20 protein-coding genes are annotated in these 19,121 nt (G+C 74.4%); 6 read left to right on the top strand and 14 right to left on the bottom strand.

What is annotated here, in order from left to right; all coding sequences use genetic code 11:
* Positions 1-134: 134 nt before the first annotated feature.
* On the bottom strand, positions 135-1,343 hold the full coding sequence (locus AB0M03_RS33910) for an FAD-dependent oxidoreductase (RefSeq protein WP_363498988.1): 1,209 nt from the start codon (positions 1,341-1,343) through the stop codon (positions 135-137).
* A 215-nt stretch (positions 1,344-1,558) separates the two neighbouring features.
* On the opposite strand from AB0M03_RS33910, the gene AB0M03_RS33905 reads away from it, so the two are divergent.
* Positions 1,559-2,344, top strand: a complete 786-nt coding sequence (locus AB0M03_RS33905) for a VOC family protein (RefSeq protein ID WP_363498985.1) — start codon at positions 1,559-1,561, stop codon at positions 2,342-2,344.
* A 14-nt stretch (positions 2,345-2,358) separates the two neighbouring features.
* Here the strand turns inward: AB0M03_RS33905 and AB0M03_RS33900 are convergent, their stop codons facing one another.
* The gene (locus AB0M03_RS33900; RefSeq protein ID WP_363498982.1) at positions 2,359-3,123 is read right to left on the bottom strand and encodes a DUF2470 domain-containing protein; all 765 of its coding nucleotides are present in this window, start codon (positions 3,121-3,123) and stop codon (positions 2,359-2,361) included.
* A gap of 75 nt (positions 3,124-3,198) precedes the next feature.
* Complete coding sequence (locus tag AB0M03_RS33895) at positions 3,199-3,813, bottom strand: TetR/AcrR family transcriptional regulator (protein ID WP_363498979.1); 615 nt, start codon at positions 3,811-3,813, stop codon at positions 3,199-3,201.
* 128 nt (positions 3,814-3,941) lie between these two features.
* Here AB0M03_RS33895 and AB0M03_RS33890 point away from each other — a divergent pair, with 128 nt between their 5' ends.
* The 3 genes from AB0M03_RS33890 to AB0M03_RS33880 are packed head-to-tail and all read left to right on the top strand — an operon-like array spanning position 3,942 to position 6,444.
* Positions 3,942-4,697, top strand: a complete 756-nt coding sequence (locus tag AB0M03_RS33890; RefSeq protein WP_363498976.1) for an SDR family oxidoreductase — start codon at positions 3,942-3,944, stop codon at positions 4,695-4,697.
* On the top strand, positions 4,694-5,482 hold the full coding sequence (locus tag AB0M03_RS33885) for an SDR family oxidoreductase (RefSeq protein ID WP_363498973.1): 789 nt from the start codon (positions 4,694-4,696) through the stop codon (positions 5,480-5,482). The genes AB0M03_RS33890 and AB0M03_RS33885 overlap by 4 nt, the downstream gene beginning before the upstream one ends.
* Positions 5,479-6,444, top strand: a complete 966-nt coding sequence (locus AB0M03_RS33880; RefSeq protein ID WP_363498970.1) for an NADPH:quinone oxidoreductase family protein — start codon at positions 5,479-5,481, stop codon at positions 6,442-6,444. Before AB0M03_RS33885 ends, AB0M03_RS33880 begins: the two co-directional genes overlap by 4 nt.
* 150 nt (positions 6,445-6,594) lie before the next feature.
* Here AB0M03_RS33880 and AB0M03_RS33875 read toward each other — a convergent pair whose 3' ends face one another.
* The 11 genes from AB0M03_RS33875 to AB0M03_RS33825 all read right to left on the bottom strand — a co-directional run bounded on the left by AB0M03_RS33875 (position 6,595) and on the right by AB0M03_RS33825 (position 17,922).
* Positions 6,595-7,728 (bottom strand): acyl-CoA dehydrogenase family protein, encoded by a 1,134-nt coding sequence (locus AB0M03_RS33875; protein WP_363498967.1) that lies wholly within the window; start codon positions 7,726-7,728, stop codon positions 6,595-6,597.
* Positions 7,725-8,909 (bottom strand): acyl-CoA dehydrogenase family protein, encoded by a 1,185-nt coding sequence (locus AB0M03_RS33870; protein WP_363498964.1) that lies wholly within the window; start codon positions 8,907-8,909, stop codon positions 7,725-7,727. The genes AB0M03_RS33875 and AB0M03_RS33870 overlap by 4 nt, the downstream gene beginning before the upstream one ends.
* A 1-nt stretch (position 8,910) precedes the next feature.
* Positions 8,911-10,134, bottom strand: coding sequence for an acyl-CoA dehydrogenase family protein (locus AB0M03_RS33865; protein WP_363498961.1), 1,224 nt, complete (start codon positions 10,132-10,134; stop codon positions 8,911-8,913).
* A 3-nt stretch (positions 10,135-10,137) separates the two neighbouring features.
* A complete protein-coding gene (locus AB0M03_RS33860) occupies positions 10,138-11,166 on the bottom strand; it encodes a phosphotransferase family protein (RefSeq protein ID WP_363498958.1) in 1,029 nt (342 codons plus the stop codon).
* A 201-nt stretch (positions 11,167-11,367) separates the two neighbouring features.
* Entirely contained in the window at positions 11,368-13,020 is a 1,653-nt protein-coding gene (locus tag AB0M03_RS33855; protein ID WP_363498955.1) for an APC family permease, read from the bottom strand.
* Between the two features lie 371 nt (positions 13,021-13,391).
* Positions 13,392-13,925, bottom strand: a complete 534-nt coding sequence (locus AB0M03_RS33850) for a hypothetical protein (RefSeq protein ID WP_363498953.1) — start codon at positions 13,923-13,925, stop codon at positions 13,392-13,394.
* Positions 13,926-14,102: 177 nt separating this feature from the next.
* Positions 14,103-14,360 carry a hypothetical protein gene (locus tag AB0M03_RS33845; RefSeq protein ID WP_363498951.1) on the bottom strand — a complete coding sequence of 86 codons (258 nt, stop codon included), beginning with the start codon at positions 14,358-14,360 and terminating at the stop codon, positions 14,103-14,105.
* 93 nt (positions 14,361-14,453) lie between these two features.
* A complete protein-coding gene (locus AB0M03_RS33840) occupies positions 14,454-15,023 on the bottom strand; it encodes a hypothetical protein (protein WP_363498948.1) in 570 nt (189 codons plus the stop codon).
* Between the two features lie 276 nt (positions 15,024-15,299).
* Positions 15,300-16,325: an NAD(P)/FAD-dependent oxidoreductase gene (locus AB0M03_RS33835; protein WP_363498945.1), complete on the bottom strand. Its 1,026-nt coding sequence runs from the start codon at positions 16,323-16,325 to the stop codon at positions 15,300-15,302.
* Positions 16,322-16,846: an isoprenylcysteine carboxyl methyltransferase family protein gene (locus AB0M03_RS33830; protein ID WP_363498991.1), complete on the bottom strand. Its 525-nt coding sequence runs from the start codon at positions 16,844-16,846 to the stop codon at positions 16,322-16,324. Before AB0M03_RS33830 ends, AB0M03_RS33835 begins: the two co-directional genes overlap by 4 nt.
* 11 nt (positions 16,847-16,857) lie before the next feature.
* Entirely contained in the window at positions 16,858-17,922 is a 1,065-nt protein-coding gene (locus AB0M03_RS33825; RefSeq protein WP_363498943.1) for a 3-oxoacyl-[acyl-carrier-protein] synthase III C-terminal domain-containing protein, read from the bottom strand.
* A 159-nt stretch (positions 17,923-18,081) separates the two neighbouring features.
* Between AB0M03_RS33825 and AB0M03_RS33820 the strand changes: the two genes are divergently transcribed.
* Complete coding sequence (locus AB0M03_RS33820; protein WP_363498940.1) at positions 18,082-18,933, top strand: UbiA family prenyltransferase; 852 nt, start codon at positions 18,082-18,084, stop codon at positions 18,931-18,933.
* A gap of 28 nt (positions 18,934-18,961) precedes the next feature.
* A complete protein-coding gene (locus tag AB0M03_RS33815) occupies positions 18,962-19,093 on the top strand; it encodes a hypothetical protein (protein WP_363498937.1) in 132 nt (43 codons plus the stop codon).
* The last annotated feature ends 28 nt before the right edge of the window (positions 19,094-19,121 follow it).

The raw sequence follows: 19,121 nt of genomic DNA, 5'->3' as shown, positions 1-19,121 counted from the left end.
CACCGCAGCGATCTGGCACAACCACAAGACCGGCCAGCCAACACTGCGGTCACTCACCGCCTACGACCACTGACCTTGGAATCAACCATCTAGGCCATGCCACCGACAGCTCGGTCCGGCACCGGAACGCCCCGTCAGCCCGCGAGCTCCGCCAGCGGGACGCCGGTGTCGGCCAGCCGGGCCGTGTCCACCGGTCGGCCCGAGCGGACCAGGTCGCGGATCGGGTCGACGACGTCCCACACGTTCACGTTCATACCGGCGAGCACCCGCCCGCCCGACATCCAGAACGCGATGAACTCCCGCCCCGGGACGTCCCCGCGGAACACCACCTCGTCGTACCCCTCGGGCTCCGCGTAGCCGGTGTACTCCATGCCCAGGTCGTACTGGTCGGTGAAGAAGTACGGCACCCGGTGGTACACCGCGTCCTGACCGAGCATCGACTTCGCCGCCGTGGCGGGCTGGTTGAGCGCGTTCGCCCAGTGCTCGACCCGGATCGGCTTCCCGAACAGCGGGTGGAAGGCGTTGGCGACGTCGCCGGCGGCGAAGACGTCCGGGTGCGAGGTGCGCAGGTGCTCGTCGGTGCGGACGCCGTTCTCCACCGTCAGCCCGGCGGCCTCGGCGAGCCGGGTGTTGGGGGTGATGCCGACGCCGACGACGACCGTGTCCGCGGGCACCAGGGTGCCGTCGGCCAGCCGCACCCCGCCGTCCTCCACCGCCGCCACCTTCACGCCGAAGCGCAGGTCCACGCCGTGCGCCCGGTGCAGATCCGCGAAGACCTGTGCGACCTCGCGGCCCAGCACCCGCAGCAGCGGCAGTTCGGCGACCTCCAGCACCGTCACCTGCGCGCCGGCGAGCCGGGCGGCCGCCGCAGTCTCCAGGCCGATCCAACCGGCCCCGACGATGACGATCCGCGCGCCCGGGGTGAACTGCGCCCTGATCCGCTCGCTGTCGCCGACCCGGCGCAGCTTCAGCACCTCCGGCCGGTCGCCGCCCGGGACGGGCAGCGGACGCGGCGAGGCCCCGGTGGCCAGCAGCAGCTTGGCGAAGCCCACCCGGCCGCCGTCGGCGAGGGTCACCGTGTGCCCGTCCGGGTCGATCGCGGTCACCGCCGTTCCCAGACGCAGCGTCACGTCGTTGGCGGCGTACCAGTCCGCCGGGTGGACCTCGAACTCGGCGCGCGGCGTCTTCCCCTGCAGATAGCCCTTGGAGAGCGGCGGCCGCTCGTACGGCAGGTCGGGCTCCTCGCCGATCAGCTCGATCGGGCCGGTGTGGCCCTCCGCGCGCAGTGCCTCGGCGGCCTTCGCCCCGGCCAGGCTCGCACCGACGATGACGTACGGCTCCATGCTCGCTCCCTTGCTCGACTCCGCCGCCCGCCGACCGGGCCCGCCACACCGGAGCATGCCTTCCCGAAGGCCGATCGGCGCCGCCGACACCCCGGCGCGCGCCCCTCCCGCGGTCGTACCGGGGCGGTGCGCCCGGGATGCGCGCGCTGATCCGACGCGAACGGTCCGACACGTCCTAGGCTGAGCAGGGCCACGAACCGGAAGGAGACGCCCGCATGGGTGAGCAGAAGGCCAGGGTGCGGTGCGTGCCGGCGGTGCCGTGCTGGGTCAGCCTGATGGCCCGGGACCTCGGCGTCGCCCAGGCCTTCTACGGCCCACTGCTCGGCTGGGCCTTCGAGCCCGGGCCGGACCGCTGGGGCGACTACGTGTGGGCGGTGGTCGACGGTGTGGAGGTGGCCGGCATCGGGGTGATGGCCGGGGACTGGCAGCCGCCGGTGGCGTGGACGACGTACTTCGGCATCGAGAGCGCCGACCGGGCCGGCGAGCGCGTCCGGGAGCGCGGCGGCACGCTGGCGGTCGGCCCGCTCTCCTTCGACGCCGGGCGGGTGGCGCTGGCCGCCGACCCGCAGGGAGCGGCCTTCGGGATCTGGGAGGGCGAGCCCGGCTTCGAGACCTGGATGAGCGAGCCGGGGGCCCCGGTCTGGATCGAACTGCGCAGCCCGGACCCGTTCGCCGCGGCGCTGTTCTACGGCGAGGTGTTCCGCTGGGACTCCCGCGACATCGACCACTTCGAGGTCCGCTACGAGCACGAGCGGGTGGTGCTGCGTTCGGAGGGCCGCAGTGTGGCGGCGCTGCGGGCGGCCCTCGGCGGCGTCCCGCACTGGGAGGTGTTCTTCTCCGTCGCCGACACCGACGAGGCCGTCCGCCGGGCGGTCGAGCTCGGCGGCAGTGTCGCGGCGCCCGCCGAGGACGGGCCGTACGGCCGGACGGCCCGCCTGCGGGACACCGAGGGCGGGCACTTCTCGGTGATCGGCCCGGGCCACACCCTGCAGGAGAGCTGACCCGGCCGGCCTGCTCAGCGGTCGGCGGTGGCGTGTGCGAAGAGCCTCCGCACGGCCTCGGGGAGCTCCTCGGCGCACCGCACGGGGCGGCGGAACTCGAAGCGGGCGTCGAGCATCCGGCCGTCCTCGCCGAGCAGCCGCAGCCGCAGGCCGAAGCGGTCCAGGGCGACCGGCCGCACCTCGCGGATCGTGTCGGCGTCCGGTGCGCAGCGCTGCCCGGCGGCGCGCAGGCCGAGCGCGTGCACCTGGTCGGCGTGGGACGCGGCCAGGTGCTGGAGCAGCAGGGTCTCCTCGCGGGCGACCGGGTCGGGCGCGGCAGCGGCGAAGGCGGCCGGGTCGACGCAGCACTCGCTGCCCCACAGGTCTTCCACCGCGAGGTGCTCGGGTACCAGGCAGAGCAGCACCCGGCCCTCGGCGCGACGGTGCGGGAAGAGCGCCTCGATGCGGGCCGGTGTGGCCTGCGAGAGCACGGTGAGCGGGCCCTGGACGGCGGCGCGGCCGCGGATGCGGTACGGCAGCGCGACCGGTGCCACGTCCACGGCGTCCAGCTCGGCGTTCACCGGGCCTTCCCCGCGGGCGAGGACGGCGATCCGGTGCAGTGGCGAGGTCTCCCCGACGAGGACGGCGACGGCCCCGTCCGGGAGCACCGCGCAGTCGACGAAGGGCGGGAGCCCGGGGCGCTCGACCAGGTCGGTCCCCGGCACGTCCAGGACCACCGAGGAGGCGCACTCCAGCAGCGTACGGATTCGTTCTGCACCACTCGGCACGGCGTCGGACATCGCCCCTCCTCATCAGATTAGGTAAGCCTAGCCTAATCTTCGGATTCCGCCAGAGGGGTCGGGGTGGGCCGCGGGTCAGCCGGCCTCCGCGCCCAGCATGCGCAGCACCAGCACGCTGTACCGGCGGCCGAGCTCCTCGGGCGACTCGGTGGAGCGGTCGGTGTACCAGCGGGCGACGTCGATGCCGAGCGAGGTGACGGCGCGGGCGGCCGTCCGGGCGTCCGGCACCTCGAACTCGCCGCGGGCGACGCCCTTCTCGATGATCCGGCGGACGGTGTCCTCGATCCGGATGCGCAGCTCGGCGACCTCGGCGAAGGCGTCCTCCGGCAGGGCGTGCAGCTCGTTGTTGACGATCCGGCCGACCGTGTGGCCGCGCGCGTGCCAGGCGGTGAACTCCTCGACCAGGTGCCGCATCTGCTCGACCGGCTCGCCGCTGGACGCCTCGGCGTCCTCGACCAGGGCGAGGGTCGACCGGTGGCCCGTCCGGCTGATCTCGGACAGCAGGGCCGCCTTGGACGGATAGTGGATGTAGAGCGCGGCGGGGCTCATCCCGGCGGCCGTGGCGATGTCCCGGGTCGTGGTGGCGTGGTAACCGCGGTTGGCGAAGGACTCCACGGCTGCGAGCAGCAGCCGCCGGGCGGTCTCGGTGCGCTCCCCGGGCCACAGGTCGGCGGTTGCTTGGTCGGTCATGGCGTCAATCCTCGCAGACGGATCAAGGCCGGAGTGCGCCCGGCTGTTGACAGTGTGGGCCGTCGCCAACATGCTAAGCAAGCGCTTAGTCACCACCCTGTCGAAAGATTACGGCGAAAGGTTCGGCGATGACACCCTCCTTCAAGGGCCAGGTGGCCCTGGTCACCGGCGCCAGCCGGGGCATCGGCCTCGGCATCGCACGCGAGCTCGTCCAGCGCGGCGCCAAGGTCTGCATCACCGCCCGCAACCCGGAGCCGCTCGAAGAGGCCGTCCGCGACCTCGGCGGCCCCGAGTGCGCGATAGCCGTGGCCGGCAAGGCCGACGACCCCGCCCACCAGGAGGAGGCCGTCGCCCGCACCATGGAGGCCTTCGGCCGGCTCGACATGCTGGTCAACAACACCGGCATCAACCCCGCCTACGGCCCGGTCCTCGACACCGACCCCGCGGTCGCCGCCAAGATCTTCGCCGTCAACGTCCTCGCCCCGCTCGCCTGGACCCGCCGCGCCCACGCGGCCTGGATGGGCGAGAACGGCGGCTCGGTCGTCAACGTCGCCTCCATCGCCGGCATCCGCGCCTCCGCCAACATCGGCATGTACGGCGTCAGCAAGGCCGCCGTCATCCGCCTCACCATGGAGCTCGCCGCCGAACTCGGCCCGAACATCCGGGTCAACGCGGTCGCCCCCGCCGTCGTGAAGACCAAGTTCGCCGAAGCCCTCTTCGAGGGCCGCGAGGAGAAGGTCGTCCGCGCCTACCCGCTCGGCCGCCTCGGCCTGCCCGAGGACGTCGCCGGCGCCGTCGCCTTCCTGCTCTCCCAGGACTCCGCCTGGATCACCGGCCAGACCCTCGTCGTCGACGGCGGCGTGACCCTGGGCGGCGGGCTGTGACCGGCCTCGCCGGGCAGGGCGTCGTCGTCACCGGCGCCGGCCGCGGCATCGGCGAAGCCCTCGCCGCCGCCTTCGCGGCCGCCGGCGCCCGCGTGGTCGTCAACGACCTCGACGCCGAGGCCGCCGAAGCGGTCGCCGCCCGGATCGGCGGCATCCCCGCCCCCGGCGACGCCGCCTCCGCCGAAGGCGTCGCCGCCCTGATCGCCGCCGCCCGCAGCGCCCTCGGGCAGATCGACGTCTACTGCGCCAACGCCGGCATCGCCCCCGTCGGCGGCGCCGACGCCGGCCCCGAGGTCTGGGCCCGCGCCTGGGACGTCAACGTGATGTCCCACGTCCGCGCCGCCGAACAGCTCCTCCCCGAGTGGCTGGAGCGCGGCGAAGGCCGCTTCCTCGCCACCGTCTCCGCCGCCGGCCTGCTCACCATGCTCGGCTCCGCCCCGTACGCGGTGTCCAAGCACGGCGCGCTCGCCTTCGCCGAATGGCTCGCCGCCACCTACCGGCACCGCGGCCTCAAGGTGCACGCGCTGTGCCCGCAGGGCGTCCGCACCGACATGCTCAGCGGCACCGGCGCCGCGGGCCAGGTCCTGCTCACCCCCAACGCCATCGAACCCGCGGAGGCGGCGGAGGCCACGCTCAAGGCGATCGCCGAGGAGCGCTTCCTGATCCTGCCCCACCCCGAGGTCGCCGACTACTACGCGGCCCGCGCCACCACCCCCGACCGCTGGATCGGCGGCATGAACCACCTCCAGCAGGCCATCGAGAAGATGGAGGGCACCACCGCATGAAAGCCTGGCAGATCACCGAACTCGGCGAACCCGCCGAGGTCATGCGGCTGACCGACACCGAACGGCCCGTACCCGCCGACGGCCGGCTCCTCGTCAAGGTGCTCGCCGCCGCCGTCAACTTCCCCGACGCCCTGATGTGCCGCGGCCACTACCAGATCCGTCCGCCGCTGCCCTTCACCCCCGGCGTCGAACTCTGCGGCGAGATCGTCGAGGGCGACCGCGCCGGCGAACGCGTCATCGGCACCCCGCTGCTGCCCGACGGCGCCTTCGCCGAGTACGCCCTGATGGACCCGGCCGCGGCCTTCACCGCCCCGCCCGCCCTGGACGACGCCGAGGCCGCCGCCCTCCACATCGGCTACCAGACCGCCTGGTTCGGCCTGCACCGCCGCGCCCGCCTCCAGGCCGGCGAGACCCTCCTCGTGCACGCCGCCGCCGGAGGCGTCGGCAGTGCCGCCGTCCAGCTCGGCAAGGCCGCCGGCGCCCGCGTCATCGGCGTCGTCGGCGGGCCCGAGAAGGCCGCCGCCGCACAGGCGCTCGGCGCCGACCTGGTGATCGACCGCCACCGTGAGGACTTCGTCACCGCCGTCAAGGAGGCCACCGGCGGCCGCGGCGCCGACGTCGTCTTCGACCCGGTCGGCGGCGACGCCTACACCGGTTCCACCAAGTGCATCGCCTTCGAGGGCCGCATCCTCGTCGTCGGCTTCGCCGGCGGCAGCATCCCCGCCCCCGGTCTCAACCACGCCCTCGTCAAGAACTACGCCATCCTCGGCCTGCACTGGGGCCTGTACAACACGTACGACCCGCAGGCCGTCCGCGACTGCCACACCGAACTCACCGCCCTCGCCGCCAAGGGCATCGTCAAACCCCTCATCGGCGCACGCCTCCCCTTCGACCAGGCCGCCGCCGCCGTCCAGAAGGTCGCCGACGGCACCTCCATCGGCCGCCTGACCGTCCACCCGTAGAACCACTGAAGGAGCGCGGGGAACGGCGCGGAGTGGGAGGGCACTGTGTGTGCCCTCCCACTGCGCGCCGTTCCCCGCGCCCTTTTTGCGCTCCGCCGTTCCAGCAGGGTGAACCCGAGGGGCGCGTGGGGGCGCCCCTCGGGGTTCGTCTCAGCCGGCGATCGGGGCCGGGAGGTCCACCAGGCGGGCCAGGGCGGACCGGTGGGCGCCCGGGGTGCCGAGGGCGATCTGGTCGGCCTTGGCGCGCTTGAGGTAGAGGTGCGCCGGGTGCTCCCAGGTCATCCCGATGCCGCCGTGCAGCTGCACGCACTCCTCGGCCGCCCGCACCGCCACCACCCCGCAGTGGGCCTGCGCCACCGCGACGGCGATCTCCGCGTCGGCATCGTCCCGCGCCAGCACGTCCACCGCGTACCGGGCGGCCGCCCGCGCCCCGACCGTCTCCAGCCAGAGGTCCGCGAGCCGGTGCTTCAGCGCCTGGAACGACCCCACGGGCCGCGCGAACTGCGTCCGCTGCTTCAGGTACGCCACCGTGGTGGCCACGCACCACTCCGCAAGGCCCAGCTGCTCGGAGGCGAGCAGCCCGGCCCCCGTCAGCAGCGCCTGCCGCACGGCCGCCTCGGCCGCTGCACCGGCGGCCAGCCGCCGCCCGGGCACCCCGGTCAGCGCGAGGTCGGCCAGCGGGCGGGTGAGGTCCAGCGACGTCCGGCGGGCGACGGTCAGTCCCGCCGCCGCCGCGTCGACCGCGTACAGGGCGGCCCCGTCCGGCCCGACGGCCGGCACCAGCAGCACGTCCGCGACGAGGGCGTCGGCGACCGAGGTGACCCGGCCGCTGAGGGTGCCCGCGCCGTCGACCCGCACGGTCGCCGGGAAGCCCGCACCGGGCGCGGTGGACAGCGGTACGGCGAGCGCGGCGGTCCGCTCCCCGCCGGCGAGCGCCGACACCAGCTCCTCGGCGCCGCAGGCGAGCAGGGCGGTCGTCGCGAGCACGGCACTGCCGAGGAACGGCACGGGCGCCGCGCTGCGCCCCAACTCCTCCAGGACGACCGCGGTTTCGCGCAGCGAGGCGCCGGCCCCGCCGAGCGCCTCGGGCACCTGGAGGCCGGCGGTGCCGAGGTCGGCGGCGAGCTTGCGCCACAGCGCCGGGTCGTACGGAGCCGACCCCTCGCAGCGGGCGAGGATCGCCTCGGGCGGGCAGTGATCGTCGAGCAACGCCCTTACGCTGCTGCGCAGTTCTTCCTCGACCTCGGAGTACAGCAGGTCGGCCGGGCCGGTGGCGTCGGTCATCGCGGCAGCTCCTTCCAGGGCACGTTCTTGTCGGCGCGCGGCTCGCCGGGCAGGCCGAGGACGCGCTCGGCGATGATGTTGCGCAGGATCTCCGAGGTGCCGCCCTCGATGGAGTTGCCCTTGGCGCGGAGGTAGCGGTAGCCGGCCTCGCGGCCGGTGAAGTCGACGTGGTCGGGCCGGACCATCGTCCAGTCGTCGTACGCGAGGCCGTCCTCGGCGAGGAGTTCGACCTCCAGGCCGCTCAACTCCTGGGCGAGCCGGGCGAAGGCGAGCTTCATTGCGGCGCCCTCGGGGCCGGGCTGGCCGAGCGCGAGCTGCTGGCGCAGCCGTTCGCCGGTGAGCCGGGCGACCTCGGCGTCCACCCAGCCCTTGAGGAGGCGCTGGTGGAGGTCGTGGGTGCGCAGGTCCGGCCGGGCGCGCCAGGTCTCGGCGACGACGCCGACCATGCCGGCCTCGCGCGGGGCGGCCTGGCCGCCGATGGCGACCCGCTCGTTGTTGAGGGTGGTCTGGGCGACCTGCCAGCCCTCGCCGACGGCGCCGAGCCGGTGGGCGTCGGGGATGCGGACGCCGGTGAGGAAGACCTCGTTGAACTCGGCCTCGCCGGTGATCTGCCGCAGCGGCCGGACGTCGACGCCGGGGTCGGTCATGTCGCAGACGAAGTAGGTGATGCCCTGGTGCTTGGGCACGTCCGGGTCGGTGCGGGCGATCAGGATGGCCCAGCGGGCGGTGTGCGCGCTGGAGGTCCACACCTTCTGGCCGTCGACCGTCCAGGTGTCGCCGTCGAGGACGGCCCGGGTGCCGAGCGCGGCGAGGTCGGAGCCGGCGCCGGGCTCGGAGAAGAGCTGGCACCACACCTCCTCGCCCGTCCACAGCGGCCGCAGGAAGCGCTGCTTCTGCTCCTCGGTGCCGTACTTGAGGATGGTGGGGGCGGCCATGCCGAGGCCGATGCCGATCTTCCGCGGGTCGTTGCCGGGCGCCCCGGCGGCGGCCAGCTCGGCGTCCACGACGGCCTGCAGGGGCCGTGGCGCGCCGAGGCCGCCGAGCCCCTCGGGGAAGTGCACCCAGGCGAGGCCGGCGTCGAAGCGGGCCCGCAGGAAGTCGAGCCGGTCGGTGGTGGCGGGGTCGTGCGTGGCGAGCAGTGCCGCGACGCGGCCCTGGATTTCCTGTGCGCCGATGGCCATCTCAGCCCTCCTTCTTCTGGTGGCGCGCCAGTTCGCGGCGGGCGAGCGAGCGGCGGTGCACCTCGTCGGGGCCGTCGGCGAGCCGCAGGGTGCGGTTGCCGGCCCAGAGCTGGGCGAGCGGGGTGTCCTGGCTGACGCCGGCGGCGCCGTGCGCCTGGACGGCCTTGTCGAGGACCCACTCGACGGTCTGCGGGACGATGATCTTGATGGCCTGGATCTCGGTGTGCGCACCGCGGTTGCCGACGGTGTCCATCAGCCAGGCGGTCTTGAGCACCAGCAGCCTGGCCTGCTCGATCCGCACCCGCGACTCGGCGATCCAGTCCTGCACCACGCCCTGGTCGGCGAGCGGCCGCCCGAACGCCACCCGGTCGAGGGCCCGACGGCACATCAGCTCCAGGGCCCGCTCGGCGATGCCGATGGCCCGCATGCAGTGGTGGATGCGGCCGGGGCCGAGCCGGGCCTGGGCGATGGCGAAGCCCGAGCCCTCCTCGCCGATCAGGTTGGCGGCCGGCACGCGGGCGTTCTCGAAGACCACCTCGGCGTGGCCGCCGTGGTCCTGGTCCTCGTAGCCGAAGACGGTCATGCCGCGCTTCACGGTGACGCCCGGGGTGTCGCGGGGCACCAGGATCATCGACTGCTGCCGGTGCTTGGCGGCGGTGGGGTCGGTCTTGCCCATCACGATGAAGATCCGGCAGTTGGGGTTCATCGCGCCGGTGATGTACCACTTGCGGCCGTTGACGACGTACTCGTCGCCGTCCCGCTCGATCCGGGTGGTGATGTTGGAGGCGTCGGAGGAGGCGACGTCGGGCTCGGTCATGGCGAAGGCGGAGCGGATCTCGCCGGCGAGCAGCGGCTCCAGCCACTGCTTGCGCTGCTCCTCGCTGCCGAACTGGTCGAGGACCTCCATGTTGCCGGTGTCCGGGGCGGCGCAGTTGAGCGCGGCGGGGGCGAGCAGCACGGACCGGCCGGTGATCTCGGCGAGCGGCGCGTACTGGAGGTTGGTGAGGCCGGCGCCGGACTCGCCGGGAAGGAAGAGGTTCCACAGACCACGTTCCCTGGCGACCGCCCGGAGGTCGCCGACGACCGCCGGGATGGTCCACGGTTCGCGGGCCGGGTCGGCGAGTTGGGCCGCGAGCACCGGCTCGGCCGGGTACACGTGCTCGTCCATGAAGTCGAGCAGTCGGGAGCGGAGCTCCTCGGTGCGGGTGTCGAAGGAGAAGTCCACGGGTCAGCGCTCCTTGAGTGCGGTGAGGCCGAACTGCACGAACAGCGGGACGAGTTCGCCGACGCGGTCGAAGCCGGCGCCGACCGTGCCGCCCTGGGTGAAGCGGTAGTGGATGCCCTCCAGCACCACCGCGAGCTTGAACGAGGCGAAGCCGGTGTACCAGCCGAGCGCGGAGACGTCCCGGCCGGAGCCGGCCGCGTAGCGGGCGACGAGTTCGGCGGTCTCCGGGAAGCCCTCGGCGAGCGCCGCACCGGGCAGCACGCCGTCGAAGCGGCGGGCGAGTTCGGTGTACATCACCAGCAGGCCGAGGTCGGTGAGCGGGTCGCCGAGGGTGGACATCTCCCAGTCGAGCACCGCCCGGATGCGGTCGTCCGGGCCGACCAGGACGTTGTCCAGCCGGTAGTCGCCGTGCACCAGCGCGGGGGCGGGGGAGGCGGGTAGGGTGCGGGCGAGCTGCTCGTGCAGGTCGTCGATGCCGGCCACCTCGCGGCTCCGCGAGGCGTCCAGCTGCTTGCCCCAGCGGCGCAGCTGCCGCTCCAGGAAGCCCTCGGGGCGGCCGAAGGCGCCGAGTCCGACCGCCTCCGGCTCGACGGCGTGCAGGTCGACCAGGGTGTCGACCAGGTGCAGGCCGAGCGCGTGGACGCGGTCGGGGCCCAGTGCGGCGAGGGCCGCGGCGTCCCGGTGCGGTGTGCCCTCGACGTACTCCATGAGGTAGAACGGCGCGCCGATCACCTCGGCGTCCTCGACCAGCAGCAGCGGCTCCGGCACCGGCACCCGCGTCGGGTGCAGGCCGGCCAGCACGGTGTACTCGCGGGTCATGTCGTGCGCGGTGGCGAGGACGTGCCCCAGCGGCGGGCGGCGCAGCACCCACCGCCCGGTGCCGTCCTCCAGCAGATAGGTCAGGTTGGACTTGCCGCCCTCGAACAGCCGCGCGCGCAGCGGTCCGGTGACGGTGCCCGGCAGGTCGGCGTCGAGCCGCTCGCGCAGCCGGTCCAGGTCGAGACCGGGAGGAGTCTCGGGGGTGTCGCTCATGGGCCTCGCCTCGGGAAGGACGGTGTGGACGGAACGCTGACTAAGCGCTTGCTTAGCTTCGTCCCCGCGCCTTCCCCTTGTCAACGGCCCGCACCGTCCTGCAGGTGCCCCCGGCGCCCCCGGGCGGTCGCCCGCGTGCCCCCGAAACCGGGGAGCCCGGCCGCTGTGGGGCGGCCGGGCTCCTGCTGGGGGGTCGAGCGGTCAGTGGCCGCCCTCGTCGACGACCTCGACGTCCTCGATGTTCTGCTCGATGGCGTCGGCGGGCAGCGCGACGCGGATCGCCCAGGCGTAGATGCCCAGCGCGAAGGCCGCGACCAGGGCCATGTCCCACCACATCGGGATGCGGCCGACGCCGTCGCCGAAGCCGCCCTGCCAGGAGATCAGGCCGAGGCCGATCAGGTAGGCCGGCAGCCACTGCGCCGGGCGCCAGTCGAGCCGGGGCGCGTTCGGCAGGCCCTTGCGGGTGGCGTACGCGGCGTAGCTGCCGAGCAGCAGGTAGCCGATGAGGATCGCGATGCCCAGGCGGGCCAGGGTGTGCCAGCCGGTCCAGTAGATGATCAGGGTGGCGACCACGAAGGACAGCGGCGCGACGACCTCGCCGAACGGCAGGCGGTAGGAGCGCTCGCGGTCCGGCAGGCGGCGGCGCAGGGCGCCGAAGGCGAGCGGGGCGCCGGCGTACATCAGCACCGAGGCGGAGGTGATGAAGCCGACCAGCTCCTGCCAGCTCGGGAAGGGCAGGAAGCAGATGACGCCGGTGACGAAGGAGATGGTCAGGCCGAACCACGGCACGCCGCGCTTGTCGACCTTCTCGAAGAGCTGCGGCGCGTAGCCGTTCTTGCTCAGGCCGTAGGAGATGCGCGAGGTGGAGGTGGTGTAGATCAGGCCGGTGCCGCCGGGGGAGACGATCGCGTCGAAGTACAGCACCCAGGCGAGCCAGCCGAGGCCGACCAGGGTGGCGAGGCCGGCGAACGGGCCGGAGATGCCGGGGAAGTCGAGGTTCTCCCAGCCCTTGGCGAAGGCGCCGGCGGGCAGTGCGGCGATGAAGACGACCTGCAGCAGGACGTAGATCGTGGTGCCGATGGCGACCGAGCCGAGCACCGCGCGGGGGATGTCGCGCTTGGGGTTCTTGCTCTCGCCGGCCAGCTGGATGGCCTGCTCGAAGCCGAGCAGGGCGAAGATGATGCCGCTGGTGCTGATCGCGGCGAGCACGCCCTTCAGGCCGAACGGCGCGAAGCCGTGCGAGGTGAAGTTGCCGCCGTGGAAGTTGGTCACCGCGAGCACGAAGATCGTGAGCAGCGGGATGAAGATCTTGAACCAGGTCGCCGCGGAGTTGGTGTGGGCCAGCACGCGGACGCCGAGGAAGTTCACCGCGACGAAGACGCCCATCAGCAGGACCGCGACCGCGAAGCCGCTGGGGGTGAGGGTGCCGTTGTCGTTGAGGAAGCCCTTGGCGAACTCCCAGTGGCCGGCGTACCCGATCATGGCCTCGACCTCGATCGGGGCGACCGTCGCGGCCTGCAGCCAGGAGAACCAGCCGAACGACATGCCGGCCAGGCCGCCGAAGGCGTAGTGCGGGTAGCGCGCGGTGCCGCCGGCAACCGGGAAGAGTCCGCCGAGCTCGGCGTGGACGAAGGCGAGCAGGACGATGGCGACCGCGCCGATGCCCCAGGAGATGAGCGCCGCCGGGCCGGCGACCATGACGGCGTTCTTGGCGCCGTAGAGCCAGCCGGAGCCGATGATCGAGCCGACGGAGGCCCAGAGGAGGCCGATCAGTCCGACCTCGCGCCGCAGGGAGCGACTGCCTGTGCCTGACGGCGGGGCGGAGGACGGGGCGAGCTGGTCGACAGAAGCCATGGGTGGGATTGACCTCTCGGATGAATGGCAGGGGTTGAGAGTTGCCCAAGGCTAGGCGGATCGATTTGCCGAACAGAACCCCATGATTCCGAAAAGTTATCTCCATCGAACGGAAATGATCATGAGTATTCGTCAAATTCCTTGCGGGGTACAAGAGTTGACGAATGTGCAGGTCGTCGGGAGGTTTCAAGATTTGAGCTTTTCTTGAGGAATTCCCGGAGGAGTATCGAACTCCGCGGTAGTGCATAATGATGAGGCGGGCCGGTGGAGATTTCCAGGGTCTGTTGTGGAAGGCTATGCAGTGCCCGGAAATGGTGCAGACCACCATTCAGCGCGGTTCGGGCGCTGCCGACCCGGGCTCCGTACGGGCCTCAGCCGCCCAGCACCTTGTCGCCGAGCGCGTTCACCGTGAACCACCGGTCGAACAACTGCCCGCCGACCTGTCCCGGCTCGGTGTCCTCGGCGAAGTAGTACAGCGGGTGCCCCTTGTAGAGCACCTGCTCCGTCCCGTCGGTGCGCTTGCCGACGCCGAGCAGGCCGTCGTCCACCCCGGTGCCCGCCACCGGGACGCCCTTGGTGGTGAGCGGCGGCCACTGCGCCGCGCACTCCTCGTAGCAGGTCGACTGCGTGGAGGTGTCGCCGGCGAACAGGTAGAGGGTGCGGCCCTGGGCGTCCACCAGGATCGGTCCGAGCCCGGCGTCCTCGCCCAGCGACACCCGGGTGCCCGGCATCAGCCGCTCGGTCGGCTCGGCCTCCGCACTCGGCGCCGGGGCCGCCGGCTCCGACTCCTGCTGCGCGGGCCGGCCCGGCAGCGGCGCCGGTGTCGGGTCGCCCGGGGCGCAGCCGAGGCAGACGGCGGCGAGCAGGACGGAGGCAAAAAGGGCGGCCGGACGGACCTTGGGCATCGCGGACTCCTTCACCGGGCGTGAGCGGTCTGCTACCACTAGCGCCCGCCACCGCCCGCCCGGCCACCCGAGCGGCCCGTCCCTCGGCGGTTGGAGTGGTCCGATTGCCCTGGATGGCCGCCTCCGGCCGAGTGGCGTGCCGGTGCGCGGGGCGCCGCCACCGCGCCGGACCCGGGCTCAGTCCGCCGGGCCGTCCGCGGCCCACACCGTACGGTCGCCGCCGCGCCAGCCCACCAGATCGGGGTCGTCGAGGTCGGGCTCCGCGACTCCGGCATGGCGGATGAACTCCGCCACGTCCTCCTCGCGGTACGCCTTGCCGACCAGCCGGCCGTAGATCTCGACCCGGCGGTACGGGTGGGCCCCGTGGGTGGGCGGGCGCACCACGACGGGCGGGGTGAAGATGTCCCCGTCGTTCCGCTCCGGTGACGCTGCCATACCCCCAGTGTCACCCCATGCGCACCCGAGCGGGTCGTCCGCGCAGCGGGATCGCCCGACCGGCCCACAGTCCGCAGCCCCTCCGGTCGCGCGTCAGACCGGCCGGTGCCGCGGCGGGTCCGGCAGCGGATCGGTGAACAGCGGCGCCCGGTACAGCGGCGGCGGCTCGCCCGGCAGCTCGGCGAGCAGCCAGTAGTGCCGCAGCATGAGCTGCAGGATCCGCCGCACCCGCAGCAGCAGCGCCGCCGCCAGCGGCAGCTCCACCAGCAGTGCGGCCCCGAGGCTGGCCCACATGCCCTCCCGCCCCCAGGACAGCATCACGTCGAACCAGGCGTCGCAGATCAGCAGCACGCCCGCGGCCAGCGCCCACGGCACCATCAGCCGGCGCCGCCGCCAGCCGAACCAGGCGGTCGCCGCGAGCGACACCAGTAGGACCAGGTCGAAGCCGACCCAGGCCACCCGCCACTGCTCCGCCACGTAGTGCGCGGGCAGCGTCGCCGCCAGGTACGCGATCCACGGCAGCAGCGCGGCACAGCACACCACCAGCACCCCGAGGCCCCGCCGGCGGCGGCGGTCGATGCCGCGCAGCTCCTCCTCGTCGAGGACGGTCCGCCAGTCGGTGCCCTGCCCGCAGTGCGGGCAGCTCGGACGGTGCTGCGCCATGGTGTCCTCCCGGGCCGGGCCGGTCGTCCCCTCCCGGCATTCTCACGCGGACCCGTTCACGGGTCATCCAGGGGCAACCCCCGGCGCCCCTACCGGTTGCCCGTACGCCCCGGACAGGGGCCGCCCGGTCCTGCGCCCCCTGTGCCGGGCCTGCGCTCCTGTGCCCCCGGGCCTGCGCCTGGCCCGGGGCGGGGGCGGCGTCGTCCCCTTGAGGGGCGCCCGGGGGCGGTGCGGACCACCCGCCGCCCGGGCGACCAGCCGCATGCCCGGACGCGGTCAGGCCAACAGGTTCACCCCGGCCTCGAACACCCGCGGCAGCCGCGCCGCCAGCGGCACGATCCGCGGCGCCAGCACCGGCCGCTGCCGCGCCCACAGCAGCGCCCCGGTCAGCAGCCGGTAGCTGCGCGAGGCCCGCCGCCACGCCTGCTCGTACGCCTCCGGCCGGCCTGCCCGGACGCACCGCACCAGTTCGCCCGCGCAGGCCAGCGCCACCGACAGGCCCTCGCCGGTGAGCGCGTCCAGATAGCCCGCGGCGTCACCGACCAGCAGCGCCCGCCCCGCCACCCGCGCCCGGGCCCGCTGGTGCAGCGGACCGGCCCCGCGGACCGCCGTACCGGCCCCCGCCGGCAGCCGCGCCGCCAGCAGCGGGAAGCGCGCCAGCTGCTCGTCGAACGGCGCGCGGTCCGAGGTGAGCAGCGCCACCCCGACCAGTTCCGGCCCGATCGGCGTCACGTACGCCTCGGCCCGCGCCGACCAGTGCACCTCCACCGCCTCGGACCACGGCGCGACCGGATAGTGCCGGCGCAGCCCGTACCGGGCAGGCCGCCCGGACGGGCCCGGCCGGTGCAGGCCCAGGGCCCGGCGTACGGGGGAGTGCAGCCCGTCCGCGGCCACCAGATGGCGGGCCGTCAGCCCGGCCGCAGCCACCGACCGGACCCCGATCTCCACCCCCTCCACCCGCAACGGCGCGATGCGGACGCCGAGTTCGGCGGCGCGGGCGACCAGCGCCGCGTGCAGGGCGGTACGCCGCACACCGAGGCCGTGGCCGGCCCGGAAGCGCGCCTCGGCGCTGCGGCCGCCGTCGGCCTCCAGGTAGCGGATGCCGTGGAAGGCCCGGCCCGGCGGCTCCACGCCCAGCTGCGCCAGCGCGCGGACGGCGGCCGGCATCAGCCCCTCGCCGCAGGCCTTGTCGACCGGGGTGGGGCGCGGCTCGGCCACCACGACCTCCAGCCCGGCGAGCGCGCCGTGCACCGCCGTGGCCAGCCCGGCCGGCCCGCCGCCGACCACCAGCAGGTCGATCACTGCGCGGGCGCCGGCGCCGCCCCGCCCAGCGCCGCCTCCTCGCAGCGGATCCGCGCACCGAGCAGCCACAGGTTCAGCACGGTGAAGGCGGAGGCCGTCACCCACGCCGAGTGCACCAGCGGCAGCGCCGCGCCCTCCGCCATCACCGCCAGGTAGTTGGGGTGCCTCAGCCACCGGTAGGGGCCGCGGGTGACCAGCGGCAGGCCGGGCACCACGATCACCCGGGTGTTCCAGCGCGGCCCGAGCGAGGCGATGCACCACCAGCGCAGCCCCTGCGCCGCGACCACCACCAGCAGCATCGGCACCCCGAGCGCCGGCGTGAACGGCCGGTCGGCGAGGACGGGTTCGAGCAGGCAGCCGACCAGCAGCGCCTTGTGCAGCAGCACCATCGGCGGGTAGTGGCCGCGGCCGTGCTCGGTGCCGCCGCGGGCCAGGCTCCATGCGGCATTGCGGCGGGCGACGGCCAGTTCGGCCAGCCGTTCGGCGGCCACCAGCAGGACGAGCAGGGTGTACCAGGGCATCGGGTCCTCGATCACCAGCGGAGCAGGACGAGTTCGGAGCAGAACCCCGGACCGAGCGCCAGCACCAGGCCGGTCGACCCGGGCGGCGGCGGCCCCTGGGCCACGACGTCGCGCAGGATGTGCAGCACCGACGCGGACGACAGGTTGCCCGAGCGCGCCAGCGAGCGGCGGCTCGGCGCGAGCGCCGACTCCGGCAGGCCGAGCCCGTCCTGGAGCGCGTCGAGCACCTTGGGGCCGCCCGGGTGGCAGATCCAGGCGGTGACGTCGGTGGGCTTCAGGTCGTGCTCGGCGAGGAACGCCGCGACCTCCTCGGCGACGTGCAGCCCGGCCAGTTCCGGCAGTTCGCCGCCGAGCACGATCCGGAATCCGCGGTCGCCGATGTCCCAGCCCAGCAGGTGCCCGGTGCCCGGGTACAGCCGGCTTCGGGTCGCCACCACCTCCGGCCCGCGCGAGGTGCCGTACCGCGGATGCCCGGGGCCGACCGCGAGCAGCGCGCCCGCGCCGTCCCCGAACAGAGCGGAGGCCACCAGATTGGCGGTGGAGGCGTCCGAGCGCTGCAGGGTGAGCGAGCACAGTTCGGTGGAGAGCAGCAGCGCCGCCTGATCGGGCCGGCCGGCCAGGTGGTCGTGGACCCGGGCGAGGCCCGCCGCGCCCGCCGCACAGCCCAGCCCGAAGACCGGCAGCCGGCGGACGTCCGGACGCAGCCCGAGCGGCCCGGCCAGCCGCGCCTCCAGCGAGGGCGCCGCGATGCCGGTGACCGAGGTCGACACCACCAGGTCGATCTCCTCCGCGGCCAGCCCCGACTCGGCGAGCGCGGCCCGTACGGCCCGCTCGCCGAGGTCCAGGGCGGCCGCGATGAAGGCGTCGTTCGCCTGCCCGAAGCCGTCGATGTCCGCGTACCGCTCCAGCGGCAGCGCCAGGTGGCGGGTCGTCACCCCGGCGCCGGCGTGCAGGCGCCGCAGCACCGTCCGGTCCGTCCCCGGCGGCAGGCAGAGCGCCGCCAGCGCCTCGGCGATCTCCTCCTGCCGGTACCGGTGCGCCGGCAGTACCCCGCTCACCGCCACGATTCGGGTCATCGGCTCAGGATAGGGACAGGGCCGGCCAATACGGCGAAACGGGTGTTCCCGGGCGTGGCACGGCCCGGCACCGGTGCAGCCCTCCGTCCGCCCCGTCCGGCGGGACCTCCCCGTGCGCCGTTCTGGCGCTCCCGCCGTGACGGGCCGTAGCCTGACGGCATGTCCAGTGGGGCGGTCGGTGCCGCGGCCGGGCGGTGGTTCCGCCGACCGGTCCGGCTGCTCGCCGCCTGCCACCCGGCACCGGCCGCGGCCGTCACCCTGTTCGGCGCCGCCCTGGCCGCCGCCGCGGGCCGACCGGCCGGAGCCGTCCTGCTGACCGGGGCCGCGGTGGCCGCGGGCCAGCTCTCCATCGGCTGGTCCAACGACCGGATCGACCTCGCCAGGGACACCGCCGCAGGCCGGTCCGACAAGCCGCTCGCCCGCGGCACCCTCGCCCCGCGGACGGTCGGCACGGCCGCCGCCGTGGCCCTCGCCGCAGCCGTCCCGCTCTCGCTCGCCTGCGGGCCCCGGGCCGGTGCGGCCCACCTCGCCGGTGTCGCCGCGGGCTGGGCGTACAACCTGCGGCTGAAGGGCACCCTGTTCTCCTGGCTGCCCTATGCGCTGGCGTTCGGGCTGCTGCCCGCCTTCGCCACTGCGCCGCCCGGGGCCCCGCTTCCGCCGTGGTGGGTGACGGCCGCGGCCGCACTGCTGGGCTGCGGCGCGCACTTCGCCAATGTGCTGCCGGACATCGCCGCCGACCGTGCCGCGGGCGTCCTCGGTCTGCCCCAGCGGCTCGGCCCGCGGGCGTCGGCGGCCTGCGCCTCGGCCTGCATGGCGGCGGCCACGGCGGTGCTGGTGCTCGGCCCGGGGCGGCCCCTCGGCCCGCTCGACGCCCTCGTGCTCTCCCTGGCCGCGGGGGCGGCCCTGCTGGCCCCGGCCGTGCCCGGCCGGGGCCCGTTCCTGGTGGCGATCGCCGTGGCCGCCCTCGATGTCGCCCTGCTGCTCGGCCGCGGCCTCCCGTCGGCCGGCTGACCGTGCAAGGCCCTGGCGGCTGTCCGTGATGCCGGACAACGCCGCGGCGCGCGCCCGCTACGAGTGCCACGGCTTCACCGACACCGGCGAGCCGGGCGACCTGCTGCCCGACGGCGTCCGCCGGAAGCGCGTCCTGGCCAAGTGCCTGCCCGCCGCCTGAGCACCGACGCGGTTCGTGCGGCGGGGAC

This window comes from Kitasatospora sp. NPDC051914 (assembly GCF_040680995.1).
Classification (GTDB): Bacteria; Actinomycetota; Actinomycetes; order Streptomycetales; family Streptomycetaceae; genus Kitasatospora.
The sequence above is the reverse complement of the archived record's forward strand: the minus strand, read 5'-3'. Positions and strand labels throughout refer to the sequence as shown.